The sequence below is a fragment of the Vibrio sp. THAF64 genome, assembly GCF_009363455.1.
Classification (GTDB): domain Bacteria; phylum Pseudomonadota; class Gammaproteobacteria; order Enterobacterales; family Vibrionaceae; genus Vibrio; species Vibrio coralliilyticus.
In genome coordinates this window covers 2140035-2158145 of the sequence record NZ_CP045355.1, presented here as the reverse complement: position 1 = coordinate 2158145, position 18111 = coordinate 2140035, and the positions used below count along the sequence as shown (strand labels likewise).

Below are 18111 nucleotides of genomic sequence, written 5' to 3'. Positions count from 1 at the left end.
TTTGGTCCCATTTCTAAGTCGTGGAGATGGATGTGGTTTAATTTCGCGACAAAAAATAACATCAAGACACTAGCATTTATTTGATAACATTGAATTAACATTTGTGGAAAGAAAATCACAAATGAGCATTTTTTATTCTTAATTAGTCTGATTTATGCAGTATTTAAAGCATTTTTATTAGAGTTAATACTCTTTGTTATTACTTTTTCTTAAGATATTTAGTGGTGAGAAATAACCAGTTGATATGAATCGTAATGCTTAATAAGTTGATGGTTGAAGCTGACAAACTGGTTTTATGTTGGCAAGAATCGCTAGGGTTTGGTGAATCGTTTGATACCAACATTTCCAAGTGATTTAGCTTTACTGTTTGTTGTTACTCGAAACAACAAACAAGATATATTGATAAGTAACGGAAATAGGTCTTAACTCATACAGATAGAAAAATTGATAACCCAGAGTTATCTTGGCTAGGAAATGAAATGAAACTGTTGATTGTAGACGACTCGCCCACGATCGCTGCGCTGATAGAAAGCTTTATGGAGCAGCGATTTGCTGACAAGTTTGAAGTAGAAATTTGTACTCATAGTTCAGAGGTCCCTCAGCTCTTGGCTGAAAATCACTTTGATGTTGTTTTGACCGATGTGTTTATGCCGGAAATGGATGGTTACGAGGTGATACAGCACCTTAAGAGTCATCATCCGGATACTGCGGTTATTGCTATGTCGAGTGGCTATACACATGCCTCTGCGGAAAGCAGCCTGCAGGCTGCCAAGTTTTTAGGTGCAGTAACGTCTATAAACAAAAACAATCTCAGCAGTGATCTAGAAAGGGTGTTTGCGACCTTTTAGATCTTATCTTTTGTTTGGCACTATCCGCTTCACCGTATTGCAACGTTTGAACGAAGCTGGTTATAATTCGCGCATCACATTACTAGGAGCCAATGCCTAAATGAACAGCTAACTTCCTGACATCCAATATAAACAATACTTTGGACACTCGGGGTTAGTGGGCGTTGCCGCAATCTTAGTACATTTCTAAAATCCACCAATGGTGGTTCTTTCCAGTTTATCTGGATTATCTCGGCATTTTATACGCTCGGCCATATCACCGCACAATGGCGACCCCTTTTTGAATAAAAAAGGAGGCGATATGCCTGCATTAATTGCATCTCAAATTTCACATCAGCTCGAAACGGGTGAATGGTTATTCCGTTCGATCAATCTATCGTTGAATCATCGTATTACTGGCCTAACTGGAAAAAATGGTAGTGGTAAGTCGGTGTTGCTTTCCATCTTGACGGGGGACTGCTTGCCTGACGCTGGCAATGTCGAACGTCAAGGGAGGATTGCTACGTACTCTCAGCTACCTTCAGAGTTGTTAGTCAGTGATATGACCATTGCGCAATACCTTGGCATCGATGACAAACGTCAGGCTCTGAGAGCGATAGAGCAAGGAAGCACGCGGCAGGAAGATTTTGACCGCCTTAGCGATGACTGGGAGGTAGAGCAGCGAGCAATCGAGCTTATGGCTCAGTTGAGCATTGCGCTGTCATTGGACGACTTTTGTTGCCACCTAAGTGGAGGGCAATTGGCTAAGCTGCAGCTTTATCATCTGTTTGAACAAAGCCCGGATATTTTGTTGCTTGATGAGCCAACTAATCATCTCGATACCCAAGGAAAGCAGTGGTTGATAAATAAACTCAAAGCATTCCCCGGTAAGATTCTATTGGTCAGTCATGATAGAGCGTTACTACGTTGTGCGGATGTTATCTGTCACCTCTCATCATTAGGTTTGAAAAGCTATCGAGGTGGCTATGATGAATTCCAGCGCCAATATAACGTAGAGAAACAGGCTTTAAGCAGCAAGATTGACAACCTCAAATCAGAAAAGAAGAAGATTGAGCGTCAGATCCAGCTCAATGCCGAAAAAGCCCAGCAGCGAGAGGCGATGGGCAATCGCGCAAGAAGATCAGGCAGTCAGCCAAAAATTCTAATGGACGCAATGAAAGACAGCGCGCAAGTCACTCGCTCTGCTGCTATCACGAATCAAAACAATCAGTTGAAGCGGAACCAACACAAGCTGGAGACGTTAAAGAGCCGGCAGGAAGACGGGAAGGAGCAGAGTTTTTATCTTGCCCATACTCAAGTGGACAAGAGACACAATCTGGCTTCTATTGCGGATTTCAGCGTAGATAAAAGTCGTTGGCAAACCGTGAGCATAAGAGTGGAAACACAGGATCGGATACACCTATCTGGCAATAATGGCTGTGGGAAATCGACTTTATTGAAAGCACTGAGTTCACCAGCGGGAAGGCTTGTACAAGGGATTAAATGTAATGTAAAGACTGTCTATCTTGATCAACATTTTAGTTTGCTTTGTCCGAATATGAGTATGTTGGATACGTTACGCAATTCTTGCCCCAAGCTGGCAGAGAGTGACGCTCGGACTTTGTTAGCTGGAGTAGGCTTTCGCAGAGACTGTGTTTACAAGATGGTCTCAGCGCTGAGTGGTGGAGAAAAAATGAAGTTAGCGGTATTAATGGTGAGCCACCAATCTTGTTCGCCGTTACTTTTGCTTGATGAACCAGACAATCATCTCGATATCGATTCAAAGCAACGGCTGGCCAAAGCATTATCTACGTACCCAGGCCCTTTTATTTTGGTCAGTCATGATCAAGATTTTGTCGATGAAGCCGGAATCAACAAAACGTTAGAAATTAAAGCCGTGTAAGGCAGGTAGGGGCACACTGTGGCACCTAACCATTTCCAACACTTTGGCCATTTGATTGAGAAGAAGTCTCCATTGCAGCATACAGCGCATCTTTTTTAACGGGTTTAAGCAGTACTTCTTTTGCTCCGTACTGATAGAACTGCTGCCTTGCGGTGTTAGTAGTGTCAGCCGTACAGGCAATTATTGTGGTTGGAATGTTGTGAAACTGAATAATCAGTTTGGTCGCTTCTAACCCAGTGAGTCGTGGCATGTGATTATCCATAAAGATGTATTGGTAATTGCCCGCTAGTGCCATCTCTACGGCTTCCTGCCCGTCTTTTGCCCGATCAATATTGTAATACCCCAACCCTTTGAGGAATTTCGACAAAATAAGTGCATTCACTTGGTTATCTTCCGCGATCAAAATACAAGTACCGTTCGAAGCCTTATCTGGTGTTTCTTTCTCTGTATGTGTTAGCGGCACTCTGATTGATATAAGTGAGTGACCTTCAGGGGTATAACTTAATTGAATATTTCCGCCGTTTTGGCAAATGAGAGCTTCAACTTTGTGGAAGCCGGCACAGATGCCTTCCATCAATCCATGACGCTGCAAAGGACTTCCTGGCAGTTCAGACATCAAACGACAGCTAACCCCCTTGTCGGAAGAACGTATCTGTACTTCTAGAGATTCCGAGTCTCTATCGTCAATCACTTCTGCGCTCACTTCAACGTCTCCTCCTGGGGCTTGGTTAATCGTTGTGAGGGCGAAGAAGCACACGGTTTGGTTGAGTAAGTTCCCATCAAGCAGATATTGTTTGCTGTCGTTGACGTTAAATTGAGTAGAGAAGTTGACGTCGTTACCGTTGGCGAGCGGTGTCAACTTTTTGCTCAATGATTGCAAGTGCTCGGCCAATTTAATCTCTTCCGCTTTGCTTGCCAGAGAATCCACATCCGTCGCCGACAGGGTGAGAATATGTTTGATCGAAGCGTGGAGTAAATCACCGGAATGCTTGAGTCGAGTGGCTAATGATTTGATCTGTGAAAGGTCATCGCTGCGTTCGATTTGTTTTAACGGTATAACGATACTGTTGCTATAGACTTTGAGTTCATGATTAATCAGCCGCATGAAGCGCGACTTGTTTTCCATGGCTGACTTCGCCAGTTGAACCTCTTTCTTAAGTTGCTCTTCTAATTGTTTTCGTTCAGTGATATCTCGTTCTACAGCCACGAAGCGGGTGAGTGTACCGTCCTTGAATACGGGGACGATTGACATGTCAATCCAGTATTCGGTGCCATCTTTGCTGTAATTAATCAGTTCACAATCGATTTGTTTCGCTTGTTTGATAGCTTCTGACAGTGCTTGGACTTGTTTAATATTGGTGTTGGGACCTTGAAGAATATCACCTGGCTTTTTACCTTTTATCTCGTCCAGTTGGTAACCCGTCAACTGCACAAAACCCTCGTTGACCCATGTTGTGTACCCCTCGGGGTCTGTTACCACAATGGCATCACGGGCATACTCTGCGACAAATCCCTGTGTTGAACGAAAATCAGAAACAACCAGCTCGGTTTCAAGCTTTGATAGCTTCTGCTCTCGAACCTTGATAGCCAGCGATACTATCGTGACGACCCAGATTGCAGAAATTGCGAGCAGACGATTCGCTATCTCACTCCAAACAGCGTTCCCAGCGGACGTTACGTAATGGCCCACGAGAGTGAGTAAGGTACAGATAATCGCCCAAGCAACGATAGAATGCTGGTTTCTCAATGCCATGGAGAGAAGGATTATGGCGATGTAGGGGAGGCCTGCTGCCACTTCAGCTGGCATTATTAAATCAAGATAGAAGAACAATCCTGCGAGTAGGGCAAGAACGGCGTGTAGCTCGTATCGACTTTTCGTGAAGGTCCATTTCATAACGTTGCTTTACCTTAGCCAGTCTTGTTGTGCGGATTTAATCGGGTTATCAATCGGCTGGCTTCGTGGCTATTCACCATCAGTCGGTTGACTAGTTTTTGCAGCAGCTCGATTTCAGGAATTTCCCCTTGTCTTGCAATGTCTTCTGTCTTTTTCGTCAACAGTAGAACTTCTCCCATAGAGAACTCGAGAGCGATACCTTTGATGGCGTGCAGAATAGCGTGAAGTTCGGTTGGCGTTGTATTGGAATGTAGTTCGATCAGAGAGTCGGTTTTAGTATCCAACTCAAATATTAATGATTCGAGCAATTCAACTTTTTCTCTATCCTGAAGTTCAAGCTGATTGATCAGCGGGCTCTGTGAGACTTCCTCTTCTGTAAGCGGCAACTTATCAACAGGGAAGCGGATGAGAGTCGATATGTTGTTGTTGGCGTTTTGAGGTAACTGTTTCACGGCTTCAGCCACTTCCCGGTGGGTGGAAAACTGACGTGAAAACTGACTTAATGCGTTCTGTAGACTGCTCTTTTGTAGAGGTTTAGTCAGGACAAAATCGGCGCCTCGGGCGATGAATTCATCGTGTGCTTCTTTGAATACGTCGGCAGTACAAGCAAAAATGACTGTGCTGAGTCTGAGCTTGGTACGTATATGTTCAATCGCATCCAGACCATTCATGTTTGGCATGTGGTTATCCATAATGATCAGATCATAATTGGAATGCTTAAGACGGCTGATTGCCTCAAGCCCGTCATTGGCATGATCAACCAATAGTCCCATAGACTCGCAGAACTTCCTCGCTACCATAGCATTCACTCGGTTGTCTTCGACCAGCAGAACGGTGAAGTTATCAAGTAATGAAAGCTCATCTGAGGGTTGCACTTGAGCTTCGCTTATTTCCAACTCTTTGAGTTCAAATGGGATAGTGAGGGTGAATTGTGTTCCCACATTTGGCTGGCTGAAAACGGACACTTTGCCGCCCATCATTTCGACCAACCGCTTAACAATAGATAAACCGAGTCCTGTACCGCCAAATTTACGCGTCGTGGAGAGCTCTGCTTGCTCAAATGGAGTAAAAATAGTGTCGAGCTTCTCGCGTTCTATTCCTATGCCGCTATCTGTGACGGATATACAGACATTGGGTGGTATTGAAGTGTTGAGCGCAAATTCGACCTCGATTTTGCCAGTTTGGGTAAATTTAATCGCGTTGCCGACCAAGTTAAATAGAATCTGTCGGGTTCGAGCAGGATCACCATGCAGTTCAATATTGGCTGGCACTTTATTTTGGATGACAAACTTCAAACCTTTGTTTGCCGCTTGAGGGCCTAATGTTTTTTCCAGACTGAGTACTAATTCGCCTATGGAGAATGGATGAATCTCAAGTTCCAGTTTGCCTTGTTCGACCTTAGAGAAATCGAGTATGTCATTGAGTATCGTCATCAGATGTTGACCGGAGTCGATAAGGATCTGAGCTTGCTTCTTGGTTTCCAGCTCTTGAGATTCATCTTTGATAATTTGAGCAATACCTAATACGCCGTTCATGGGCGTCCGCAGTTCGTGGCTCATGGTGGCGAGGAATATGGATTTTGCTTCATTAGCTTTTTCAGCGTTCTCAGTAGCAACTTGATAAGCTAGGTTGTTACGCTTTAATTCTGAAATTCGACTCACAAAACCAAGCCCAGAGAGAACGACTAGCAACGCCGCCATGGCAAACAACACTTGGGAAATGGTATCTCTGAGCTGAGGTGGCTGAGAGCCCACGTTCGGTTTGTTCTAGAAACATCGCGCTTTCATGCGAAAGAATGCGAGAGAGTAGCTTTTCTCGTTGCGCGTTGAGCTGGATAAACGTCTGTGCGAAACGGGTCAATTCTTCATCTGCGCCAATAGCATTTTGATCGAGTATGTGGGCAATAAGCTGTTCCAGTGACCGATTATCTTGGCCAGACTTGCCATTTTTTGTCAGGTTGTTTTTTAGCGAGTGCAGGACAAATTCTCTGGCGACGATTAAGCCGATGGTTTGATCAAGCGCTTTAGAGAGTTCAAGAGCCGACTGGTGAAACTGTAAAAGTAGAGCTTCGGTTGGTAAATGTTGGAATAACGGGCTGTGAACTGAATCTATTTGTTGCTGTTGATGGAATGCCTGTATCTCTTTTTCGATACTGACCAGATGACTCGTCAACTCATAAGGTGAGGTCAGACCGCGAATAGAAGCACCCACGACTTCATCTTTTAGCTCGACCACTTCATGGCCCAAATTACGAACCAGATCATCATACTTCGCGAGTTTGGTCAGCTCGACATAAGCCAGATAGACGTACCCACACATTGATAGGAAAAGTAAACTAAACACTGCGAAGGTCAGCTTGATTTTATTCATTTTCAAACTCCTTCAAAATGGCTGGTCTATCACCACTTAGCGAATGCAGGAACGCTTCGAGATACGCGATGGTTTCATCGCCAAATGTTTTACCCAATTGGCTTTCCCCCATGATTTTAATTGCTTCAGAAAGGTGTTGTGTTTTTCCATCGTGGAAGTAGGGGGGCGTCTGGGCGACGTTTCTTAGACTCGCTACGCGAAAAAGGTAAAGATCATTCTCATCCTGAGTGGTCCTGAACCGTCCTTTATCTGAGCTGCGGTCTTCTCCAGTGGTTGATTGGCCAAAATATCCAAACCTCATGACCATACCACCGCCTATGTTGGCGCCCTGATGACAACGAATACATCCTTCTTTCTGAAATGTTTGCCATCCGATTTTTGCTTCAGGGCTGAGTGCGTTTTCATTACCTGCTAAATACTGATCAAATGGGGAGTTTGGTGTGCTGAGGGCATTCATGAACTCAACTAAAGCAGTTTTAATATTGTGCTCTGTAATAGGAAGGTCTGCCTGCAAGAAATATTGTTGGTAGATAGGAGACTGGCTGACATACTCGGTAATTTTTGACCAATTTGAGTCCATCTCAACCGGGTCATGAATCGGGCTATCAAGCTGCTCATGGAGACTGTTTACCCGACCGTCCCAGAAAAAGCGATAATTCAAGCTGGCATTAAACACAGTGAGGGAATTACGGGTTCCTAGGCCTTCAACCCCTGTGGAAACTGCAGTCATTTCGGCGCCGTTGGTGCGCAGATTGTGGCAGCTCTCACAACTGACTTTTCTGTTTGAGGAAAGATTAGGGTCGCGAAAAAGCACCCAGCCGATCTTGGCTTGAGTACGGTCAAACTTTGGGTGTTCTGGAATCGGAGAAACTAAACCATAGTGTCGGCTTTGTTCGGTTTCACCGTGTTGATGGTCGTGTTGGTGCGAGTCATGGTGTTCTGGTTCTAAAGCGTGATCATGCTCTGCGTCATTGTGTTTTGAATGTGATGAGCTGAAACCTTCAAAAAGAAGAAGGCCAATTGAAGCAGCTGCAATAAAGAGCCCTATCCACAATAACGTTTTCTTTTCCATCTTATGTCCACTCTTACAGGCACTTAGCACCTTCCGTGAGTTTGTTCTTAATATAAATCTAGTTGCACATCATTTTTGAAGCAATGTCAAAGCAAAAAGAAGTATAGAATACTACTTTAGGGGTATTAGAAATGCCTTAACCCGGCGTTAACCCCATCGTTTGTTACCGTACCTGTAGATTAGCGGGAGATAACAACGATGACATTGCGATATTCCATTCTTGCTCTGACGCTGGCTGGCGTTATGGGCTGTGCGACGGGGACCGATGCCGACTTTGCCACGCTGGCTGAGCAAAATAGTACTCAGTCTGTGGAGCAATTGCTGGCGCAGGTGGTAGCCGAGCGACAACTTTCACTTGAGGCTGACGAAATCAGCCAACCGACTCAACTGACGGATTTGATTTATGTCCCTGAGCTTGAGCATTACTTACAAGCCGCGTTTACTCGTAGCCCCAGCCTGCAACAAAGTGTGATTGCGTTGAAAATTGCTTATGCCCAGCAAGGTGTAACTGTTGCCGATCAATTGCCTACGGCGAATGCCAGCTTTTCGGGTCAATCCAAAGAAGATAGCGACGACAGTTACACTGGCGAAGTGACCGTGAGCTGGGAGCTGGATCTGTGGCAAAAACTGGCAGATAGCAGCGAGGCAGCACGAAAAGATGTTGCGGCCTCTCAGGCAAGCTTGCAATCAGCAAAAGATTTGTTGGCGGCCAATATCATGCGCAACTGGTTAGAAATCAGCGTCAATCAGCAATTACTTGATATTGAGCTGAGAAGGCTGGATGTATTGGAAAACAACGAGGTGTTGGTATTAGAGCGCTATCAGGTGGGATTAGGCAGTCTGGAAGACTTAGATAACGCGAAAACCAGCACGGCGTCGACGCGCTCAACTGTCGCTGAGTATGAAGAAAACCTAGAACAGAGCAGACGCAGCCTCCAACTGTTAACCGGGCAATGGCAACCCGAGTTGCAGCAGCCAGAGGTAGCGATGACGTTTCCACAAGTCGTCAACCCCCTCGATTCTCTTGCCCAGCAGAATATGGCAGGCCGACCAGATCTACAGCAAGCTTTCTACAATATCGAAGCTGAAGCCCTTCGTACCGACGCAGCATACAAAGCCATGTTGCCATCGTTCAGCTTGACGGCAAGTTTAACGGATATTGCGCAGTCACCCAGCGAGGCCTTGCTAACGGATCCATTGTGGAGCCTACTCGGACAACTATCGGCGCCACTTTTTCAGGGCGGAAAGCTTAAATCTCAGGCCGAAATTGCTCAACTCACCACAGAGCAAAGCTATTGGGCTTATCAGGAAACCTTGCTGACGGCGATCAATGAAGTGGAAAACGCTGTTGGGCAGGAGTATTCGCTTGAACAGCAGCAATTGCATCTTAATCAAGCCTTCACAAGTTCGAAACGTAGCTTTGTCAGCTACGAAGAGAAATATCGAAAAGGGCTGGTCGACATCTTTAATTTACTGTCCGTTCAGCAGCAGACCTACGACACCGAAGCACAACTAGTTAATGCCACTTATCAACGTTTATTAAACCGAATCGATTTAGGCCTAGCTCTGGGCTTGGGAGTATCATCATGAAAAAAAATGCCATCACTCTAGCGGTGACTCTTGCTGCTGCCGGAAGCATCTTTGCCGCCATTGGCTATAACGGTAGTCACATGGCTCAGGCGAGCGAGAATAGCCAGTCTGAGCAACAAGCAACGGAAACTTTGCAGCAGCCATTGGTGAAAGAAAGCTTAAACCTCCAGCAAGTTGCAGTGCAGATGACAACCAGTGCCAGCTATCAGGCTCAGGTTGTGGGTTATGGTGAAACTCGATCTCGTTACCAACTTAACTATGCCATTGAGGTTAGTGGCCGGGTGACCACCCTATCTGATGATTTTGAAACAGGAAAAGTAGTCACCAAAGGTACGATACTGGCAAAACTGGATGATACCTCATATCAGCAGGCGTTGGCTCAGGCCAAATCTGATGTCGCGACGGCTGAACTTGAGTTGTTAGAAGAGCAGCGAGAAGGAGAACAAGCGAAGTCGGAATGGCAGCGTTCAGGCCTGAGTGGCGAGCCGAACTCACCCCTGGTCCTTAGAGAGCCTCAACTTGCCAGCGCTGAAGCAAAATTAGCCAATGCAAAGCAGGCGTTAAACAAAGCAGAAAAAGACCTAAAAGACACGGTAATACGTGCGCCTTTTACGGCGCTAGTCGTGAGCAGAGATGTTCAGCCGGGGAGCTATTTGAGTGCGGGCGGCGCAGTCGCCACTTTATACAGTATTGAACGTGTTGAAGTGGAAGTGCCACTGTCAGAGCAGCAATGGGCGAATCTGCCAACCTCCAACGATATGGGGGACTGGCAGGTGACATTGACTGACAGTAGCGGTGCTCACCATTGGATTGGTCAGGTTGAGAGAAAGTTCCAACATGTCACTCAGGACACACGCCAGCGCTCACTGGTTGTGGTTGTAGATAAACCTCTCGAAGCCGAGTCACCTCTCTATCCGGGGACCTTTGTTAAAGCAATACTGAGTGGAGCTGAAGTTAATGGTCTTTGGGAAGTGCCAGCGTCAGCGATATCTCAGCAGGGCGAAATCTGGACGGTAGATGAGCAAGGTTTGCTGCACAAATCGAACGCCAGCAAACTGTTTGGTCGTGATGGCAAAGTGTACGTCACTCCGAGTTTGGTTGAAGAAAGGGCTCAAGTGGTTGTCAGGCCACTGAGTAATTTCAAGCCAGGTATGAAAGTTACGCCAACGGAGGAGGGGTAATATGGAGCATCAATCCAAAACACCAAAAGGCTTGATCGCTTGGTTCGCGCAAAATCCGGTTGCCGCTAACCTGCTCATGTTAGGGGTGATTATTGTCGGCCTGTTCTCGGTCAATTCATTACGCAAGGAAGCCTTCCCAAGTCTAGAACCGGACATCGTGACTGTATCTGTCAATTATGACAGTGGCGATCCTATCCAGGCAGAAGAGGGGATATCGATAAAGATTGAAGAAGCTCTGGAAACGGTCGCCGGCATAAAGCGCATTACGTCGACTTCCAGCGCATCGGGTAGCCACGTTTCCATTGAAAAAGAGACCAACTATAGTCTCGATGCTTTGCTGACTGACGTGAAGACCAAAGTAGATGCCATCAACAATTTACCAGCGGAAGCCGACAACCCTGTGATTGATAAGGCTCGGATGCAGGACCACGCTTTATGGGTTCAACTTTATGGCGACGCGGACCGCGCTACATTGCAGGACTTAGCGGAGCAGCTTAAAGCCGATTTGCTTGCTGAAAGTGCGATTCGTGACCTGGAGATCAAAGCAGAAATTGATCCTATGATTTCGGTCGAGGTCAATGAAAGTCGATTGCAAGCCTATGGTTTAACACTCACCGATGTATCGGATGCGATCAATGCGGAGTCATCCACTAGTATTTCTACCAGTCTGCGCAATGATGAGAAAACAGTACGTCTTAAGGTCTCTGAGCAGGCTTACGAGATTGAAGACTTTAAAGCGATCCCTGTTCTCACCCATTCCGACGGCAGCCAAATTACGCTAGGCGATATTGCCCTTGTCACGGATACCTTTGAGGAAGACACTTTCAGCCTGTCACGATACAACCAAAGCAACGCGATGGGCATTCAGATTGTCATGGATGAGTACAGCGACGTTGTGCAAATCGTAGAGCAAGCCAAACAAGTGGTAGAACAGTGGCGTAGCAGTAATCTGCTACCAGACAATGTTAGTGTTGAGACTTGGTATGACAAAAGTACGCTGATCAAAGAGCGATTGTCTCTTCTGGCCAAAAATGCCCTCACAGGTATTGCTCTAGTGTTCATCGTACTGGCGCTATTTTTGAACATTCGTGTCGCATTTTGGGTTGCGGCGAGTTTACCGTTCGTATTCTTCGGCACATTGTTCTTTATGACCGATTCTTTTGTCGGTTTAACCATCAACGAGATGACCACGTTTGGCTTTATCATGGCACTGGGAATCGTCGTTGATGACGCCGTGGTCGTCGGGGAAAGCATTTATTCGACGCGACGGAAAGAGGGAGACTCGCTCAATAGCACGATTGTCGGAACATTAAAGGTGGCGGCACCGACCGTGTTTGGCGTACTGACAACCGTCGTGGCGTTTCTTTCAATTGCGGCGGTTGATGGAAAAATGGGGCAGATTTATGCTCAGTTTGCCACTGTGGTTACCATCTGTTTGCTACTATCATTGGTTGAATCCAAGTTCATTCTTCCGTCGCATCTTGCCCATATCAATACCCATCGCAGTGATAAAAAAGGCATCTGGAACCGCATTCAACAAGGCGCGGACAACGGGTTGGAGTGGTTCAATCATAAAGTGTACAAACAGGTGATTAAACAGGCGTTAAAGTTCCGTTATGCTGTGTTCATGGCCTTTATCGCTCTGTTCATTCTCGTGATTGGTATGCCACTGACCGGAGCGGTGAGGATCGCTTTCTTCCCTGATATTGCAGGCGATACCGTTAGTGCAGAAATAAGTATGTATAACGATTCCAGCTTTGGTCAGACTCAAACAAATCTTCTTGAACTGGAAGCAAATGCGCTTAAAGCAGATCAGCAGTTGAGAGCGAGTAGCGAGAGCAGCGATCAGAAAACATCTTACATTACTAGCCTTCAGGTAATTGCCGATGAAGACCGCACTGGAACTGTCCAAGTAGAACTTTCTACGGATGCGACTTATAGCTCAGGCGAGTTTGCTGACTTGTGGTTGCAGATGTCTGGGCAGATGGAAGGGATGAAGAAGCTTAAAGTGCTCTCTTCAATGGAAATGGTCGATAACTTTAAAGTGGAGCTCAAAGCTAGCGACGACACGATTCTTACGCAGGCAGGTAATACATTTAAACAGGCACTGGAACAGACACCGGGTGTGAGTGGAATTGATGACAACTTAGATCTTGGTGAGCCGCAATACCGTTTTGAGCTGACCGAGCAGGGGCGTGCGCTAGGGATGGATACTTCGAGCCTCGCGAAGCAGGTATTACAATCCTTCGGTGGTGATATTGTTCAGCGCTTCCAGCGTGGGAAAGACGAAGTCAAAGTTCGAGTTCGCTATCCAGAAGGTGATCGTCAAACGCTGGCGGATATTCAGCAATCGAGTGTCCGTACTTCAGATGGAAAAGTAGTGCCAATGTTATCGGTCGCGAATGTCTATTCCGACTATCAGCAAGCGGAAATTACACGTATCGACAACTTACGTGCTGTTTATTTGACTGCGGTGGTAGATAAAGACGTGGTGTCGTCGAATGAGCTGGTGGCTCAGTTGGAGAAAACACTGGTTCCACAGCTTAAATCGGAATACCCGACGCTAAAAATTGACTTTACTGGGGAAGCGGAGCAGCAGCAAGAGTCGACAGATTCAATGCAATCGACCTTCATTATGGCTTTGGTAGTGATCTTTGCATTGCTGGCGATACCATTAAAGTCTTACGTTCAACCGCTCATCATTATGGTAGCGATTCCGTTTGGTATAGTTGGAGCAATCTTAGGTCACTGGCTGAATGATCTGACGATCAGTATCCTATCGTTAAATGGTATCCTTGCCTTGAGTGGTGTCGTGGTCAATGACAGCTTATTGCTGGTATCACGCTTCAATGAACTGACGCGAAAGCACAACGTCCCCGTGAGTGAAGCGATTGTTGAATCATGCAGTAGCAGACTCAGGGCAGTGTTGCTGACATCAGTCACGACCTTTGCTGGTTTGGCACCATTGCTGAGCGAAACCTCGATGCAAGCACAGTTCCTAATTCCAGCCGCCGCTGCATTAGGCTACGGTATTTTGTTCGCGACAATGATTACATTGGTGCTGACCCCATCACTTCTACTGATCCAATGTGATATTCATAATGGTCTTAACAAAGTGAAGGCAGCGGTGTTGGGTGAGAAAAAGCTCGCTCAAAGCGTTTAACGTCTAAGTTAATAGTAGTTTCATAGAGTAAGAGGTAGTCATGGAAAACTTGCAGCTGTTACTGGTCGAAGATGATCTGGATTTAGCTAAGGCGATTGTTGACTACCTCGCTCTGGAAGACATTCAGTGTGACCACGCTGCAAATGGCTTGTCCGGATTAAACCTGATTCAACAAGGCCAGTACGACACGGTGATTCTAGATTTGAACTTGCCAAAAATGAATGGCCTGGAAGTGTGTGCAAGGCTCAGAGAGCAAGGGATTGACGTGCCTGTTCTGATGTTGACGGCAAAAGATACCCTTGATGACAAGTTAACAGGCTTTTCGAAAGGAGCGGATGACTATTTGGTGAAGCCTTTTGCTATGGAAGAGCTGATTATTCGAGCGCAGGTATTGTCTCGTCGGCGCAGCGGGCAGGTCACTAAGCTTTCTGTTTCCGATCTCGAAGTTGACCTACAGACTCAGACCGCAACCCGATCTAGTGAGCCATTAAAGCTCTCGCCAATCGGATTCAAGCTACTTGAAACGTTGGTTAGGGCGAGTCCAAATACTGTCTCTCGTGAAAAATTGATGCAGAGTGTGTGGGGAGATGAGCAACCAGACAGTAATAGCCTAAAGGTGCACATGTTTAATCTGAGAAAAACCGTCGATAGCCGTTTTGAAACCAAATTGATTCATACGATCACAGGACGTGGCTTTGCATTGAAACAAGAGAGTTCTCAATGAAAATAAGACGTAGCCTGAGGCTTTATTTTTTGTTTGCCATGCTACTGACAGGGTCGTTGACGATTATAGCGATGTCTGGTGTTGCGGTAAGTTACTTCTTTTCAGGTTTGGATATGGCTATGACAGGGTTCATGCGAACGCAGGCGTACCAAGTTGAATTGACGGATAACACTCCAGTGAAAATCAATGACCTGACAGTGGCAAGACGATGGCAAGACTTACCTCAGCCAATTCAAGACAACCTGAATCCAAACGAACTGGTTCTCAATGAAGTACTTAAAAAAGTTGTCGGAGTCCCTCTTATTGAATCGCCTAAAGCGGGCTATTTCGCAATGAAAATGGAGCACAAAGGAGACGTCAGGTACGCGTCGGTGTTGTTTCTCGATAATGAATTTTCTCCGGGTGAAATGCCCCAGTTTATCTACATCGTGTTTGTTGCCATCGCTGCAATCTTAGCGTTTTCTTTGATACTCATTGCCTTTATTCGCAGTGTTTCAACTCCCGTAGAGGAGCTTAAAGACTGGGCGAAATCCTTGGATAAAGAAAAGCTCAGCCAGCCAATTCCGGAGTTTGACTACAGTGAGCTCAACACATTGGCAGAAATCATCAGATCCAGTCTGAGCTGTGTACAGGAAGGTCTTGAACGAGAGCAGCGCTTTTTGGGTTATGCTAGTCATGAACTAAGAACGCCGATAGCTGTTACTCGTACCAATTCAGAGCTACTGAAAAAGATGATCCTCAAGAAGTTGGATGAGGACAAGCAGCTTGAAGTGTTGGAACGCATTGAGCGTGCAGGGTACACAATGACAGATTTGACTGAAACGCTATTGTGGCTCAACCGACAAGAAGAAAAGACACTGCCATTCAGTGATCTCGTGATTGGTAACCTCATTACTCAGATCGATCATGAACTCGAATATTTACTGCAAGGAAAAGCGGTCAAAGTGAGTATCAAAGTAGACGCCACGCAGCATTCATTACCGCACGGGCTGTGTCGAATCATCATAACTAATTTGGTTCGCAATGCGTTTCAGCATACTTATCAGGGGGAAGTGATTATCGAGCAGTCTGGAAGTCGACTGGTTATCACCAATCACAACGTATCCCAAGGTGATGGGGAAGAGGAGTTGGGTTTTGGGCTAGGTCTTGAGCTAACCGAGCGCTTAATCAGCCAGTACGGCTGGTATTACGACAATAGCGCAACCAATTCAGGTCGCCGTGTTGAACTACATTTTTCTCTAACTGATGACGCTGACTTAAATAAGCCCGATGTTAACAAGTAGGACTAGTCCTGCGGTACAGGTGAGAGTTGAGATGACCGTCGTCATGGCAACAATGTTAGCAGCCAGTACCGAGTTTCCGCCCATTGAGCGGGTCATTACATAGCTTGCTGCTGCAACAGGTGAGGCGTTCATAAAAAACAAGATCGCTAGTTCTAGCCCTCTAAACCCATACCAATAGGCAGCGCTGGTGATCAGCAAAGGAGCCAGTACCAGCTTGTAGCTACTGGCAAACCACGCTGGCCCTTTTTCTTTTCTCATCTTACTCAAATCCAGTGAGCCGCCGGTGCACAACAAAGCAAGTGGTAGGGTCATTTTCGCCAGATAATTACCCGCATCAACAGCGACCGTTGGGACAGGTAGAGAAAGCAGATAGAATACAACGCCAGAAACAATGGCGATGATCAGTGGATTCTTGGTTAACGTCCTCAGCATCACTTTAGCGGCTTTGGCGGGGGAGGTTCCCCCTTTGGGTGCTAAGCAGATAACTGCCTGAACGTTGTAAATGAAAGTGGTGATGGCGACATACAGTGCAGCGAGTGCGATCCCTTGTTCTCCAAACGCATTCGCCACGTAAGCAATGCCAATGATACCAGTGTTAGCGCGATAGCCACCTTGCGTGATGACGCCTTTGTCTGGAGAAGATTTGAATAACATTGCGACAGAGACCGTAGTAAAGACAAAAAAGGCAATGCTCGCAAACGCGGCAAATCCAAGGAAGCGGCTGGCAGCAGTGAAGTTATGTTCAGATACGACAATACTGAGGAACAACATCGTTGGCAGGGTCACCTGAAAGACTAATTTCGAGGCGACTTCTATGAAATTGTCGTTAATCAGGCCGATGCGTTTGAAAAACACACCTAACAACAGCATCAAACAAATAGGGCCGGTAATCGACAGTGAGAAACTCAATTGCTGAAGTAATGCGTCCATACATGCCCTGAAAGTGAGTTGGTTGGAGTAAAGTTACCCGCTTTTAGTTTAACGGCTGGTGGTGTTTCGCTCGATCAGTTTCACCGGCACCATCATTTTAACCATACTGGTGTTTTGCTCGTTGATTTGGTCTACCACAATTTTGACACTTTCCCTTGCCAGACGTTTGAAGTCTTGCCTGAACGTTGTTAACTGATAACTCAGCCATTCGGTCTGGGGGATGTTATCGAAACCGATCACCTGCAAGTCTTGTGGAATACGTAAGTTGAATTCGTAGCGAGCAACGTCCATTAATGCCATCGCGAGATTGTCCGTTGCACAGAACACCGCATCGGGGCGATCATTCTTTTTTAGCAGCTGACGAATATCGTCAAGCGCAGCAGTATAGTCATAGTTTGCTTCAACAACCTGAGCGAGCGTACCGGTTAAATCTTCAAACTCACTACTGAAGCCTTTGTACCGTTCATCATTGGTAAAGGTAGGTACTTCTCCAGTCAGATAAACGGGATGTTTCACACCACATTCCACTAACAACTGAGCGGCTTGCTGTCCTGCTTCGTAGTTGTCGCTGATCACGTAACTGCTTTTGGTTCCTTCCACCACGCGCGCGTACTGAACGATGGGAATATTAAACTCTTCACACTCTTCATAGAGGCTTTTGTTGAATGTGGCAGAAGCCGCAATCACGCCGTCTACTCGGTACTGGAAAATATTCGGGATAGAATGATTTTCTTTGTCGTCAACTTGCCACGGAATCAAAACTGCTGAGTAACCCAGTTTTTGCAGTTCTGATGAAATGAGCTGCAGGGTTTTCATATGAATTGGATAATCAGCATCAGGAAAAACCAAGCCAATCAGCTTTGATTCGTTGGTTGTAAGACTACGTGCAAACGCGTTAGGGCGGTAATTGAGCGCTTTCGCCGCTTCGTAGACTTTCTGCTTCGTTTTCTCTGACACTGAACTGCCAGAGATAAATACGCGAGAAACGGTCGATTGAGAAACGCCGGCGAGTTTTGCGACATCTTTCGATGTCACCGTCTGCTTAGTTGAGTTCATAGACCATCATTCATTTGGTAAGAAATTCACAGCAAGCCTAACATAAATAGGTACGTAGTCATAAAAGGAAAAAGCCTTACTCTAGAGAAAATAAGGCTTTTGGTTTATCAGATTGCTT

Annotated in this window: 11 protein-coding genes and 1 pseudogene; 7 read left to right on the top strand and 5 right to left on the bottom strand. The window is 46.0% G+C overall.

Going from position 1 to position 18111, the window contains the following annotated elements:
* Positions 1 to 479 precede the first annotated feature (479 nt).
* Both FIU99_RS09840 and FIU99_RS09835 read left to right on the top strand, forming a co-directional pair.
* Positions 480 to 848: a response regulator gene (locus FIU99_RS09840; protein WP_006962629.1), complete on the top strand. Its 369-nt coding sequence runs from the start codon at positions 480 to 482 to the stop codon at positions 846 to 848.
* A gap of 301 nt (positions 849 to 1149) precedes the next feature.
* Positions 1150 to 2730, top strand: coding sequence for an ATP-binding cassette domain-containing protein (locus tag FIU99_RS09835; RefSeq protein ID WP_152472250.1), 1581 nt, complete (start codon positions 1150 to 1152; stop codon positions 2728 to 2730).
* Between the two features lie 25 nt (positions 2731 to 2755).
* Here the strand turns inward: FIU99_RS09835 and FIU99_RS09830 are convergent, their stop codons facing one another.
* The 3 genes and pseudogenes from FIU99_RS09830 to FIU99_RS09820 form a co-directional block, all read right to left on the bottom strand.
* Entirely contained in the window at positions 2756 to 4624 is a 1869-nt protein-coding gene (locus FIU99_RS09830) for a response regulator (RefSeq protein ID WP_152472249.1), read from the bottom strand.
* 14 nt (positions 4625 to 4638) lie between these two features.
* Positions 4639 to 6994, bottom strand: a pseudogene (locus FIU99_RS09825) (ATP-binding protein).
* Entirely contained in the window at positions 6987 to 8066 is a 1080-nt protein-coding gene (locus FIU99_RS09820) for a cytochrome-c peroxidase (RefSeq protein ID WP_152472248.1), read from the bottom strand. Before FIU99_RS09820 ends, FIU99_RS09825 begins: the two are co-directional and overlap by 8 nt.
* Before the next feature lie 198 nt (positions 8067 to 8264).
* Here FIU99_RS09820 and FIU99_RS09815 point away from each other — a divergent pair, with 198 nt between their 5' ends.
* From FIU99_RS09815 to FIU99_RS09795, 5 genes are read left to right on the top strand one after another with little or no spacing between them, the layout of a single operon-like run.
* Positions 8265 to 9656, top strand: coding sequence for a TolC family protein (locus tag FIU99_RS09815; RefSeq protein WP_152472247.1), 1392 nt, complete (start codon positions 8265 to 8267; stop codon positions 9654 to 9656).
* The gene (locus FIU99_RS09810; RefSeq protein WP_152472246.1) at positions 9653 to 10837 is read left to right on the top strand and encodes an efflux RND transporter periplasmic adaptor subunit; all 1185 of its coding nucleotides are present in this window, start codon (positions 9653 to 9655) and stop codon (positions 10835 to 10837) included. Before FIU99_RS09815 ends, FIU99_RS09810 begins: the two co-directional genes overlap by 4 nt.
* 1 nt (position 10838) lies before the next feature.
* Positions 10839 to 14000: an efflux RND transporter permease subunit gene (locus FIU99_RS09805; RefSeq protein WP_152472245.1), complete on the top strand. Its 3162-nt coding sequence runs from the start codon at positions 10839 to 10841 to the stop codon at positions 13998 to 14000.
* A gap of 40 nt (positions 14001 to 14040) precedes the next feature.
* Positions 14041 to 14724: a response regulator transcription factor gene (locus FIU99_RS09800; RefSeq protein WP_152472244.1), complete on the top strand. Its 684-nt coding sequence runs from the start codon at positions 14041 to 14043 to the stop codon at positions 14722 to 14724.
* On the top strand, positions 14721 to 16007 hold the full coding sequence (locus tag FIU99_RS09795; protein WP_152472243.1) for a HAMP domain-containing sensor histidine kinase: 1287 nt from the start codon (positions 14721 to 14723) through the stop codon (positions 16005 to 16007). The genes FIU99_RS09800 and FIU99_RS09795 overlap by 4 nt, the downstream gene beginning before the upstream one ends.
* Here the strand turns inward: FIU99_RS09795 and FIU99_RS09790 are convergent.
* On the bottom strand, positions 15981 to 16937 hold the full coding sequence (locus FIU99_RS09790) for an AEC family transporter (protein WP_019277684.1): 957 nt from the start codon (positions 16935 to 16937) through the stop codon (positions 15981 to 15983). The two genes, FIU99_RS09795 and FIU99_RS09790, sit on opposite strands and share 27 nt — an antisense overlap.
* Before the next feature lie 48 nt (positions 16938 to 16985).
* On the bottom strand, positions 16986 to 17993 hold the full coding sequence (locus FIU99_RS09785) for a LacI family DNA-binding transcriptional regulator (protein ID WP_152472242.1): 1008 nt from the start codon (positions 17991 to 17993) through the stop codon (positions 16986 to 16988).
* Between the last annotated feature and the right edge of the window lie 118 nt (positions 17994 to 18111).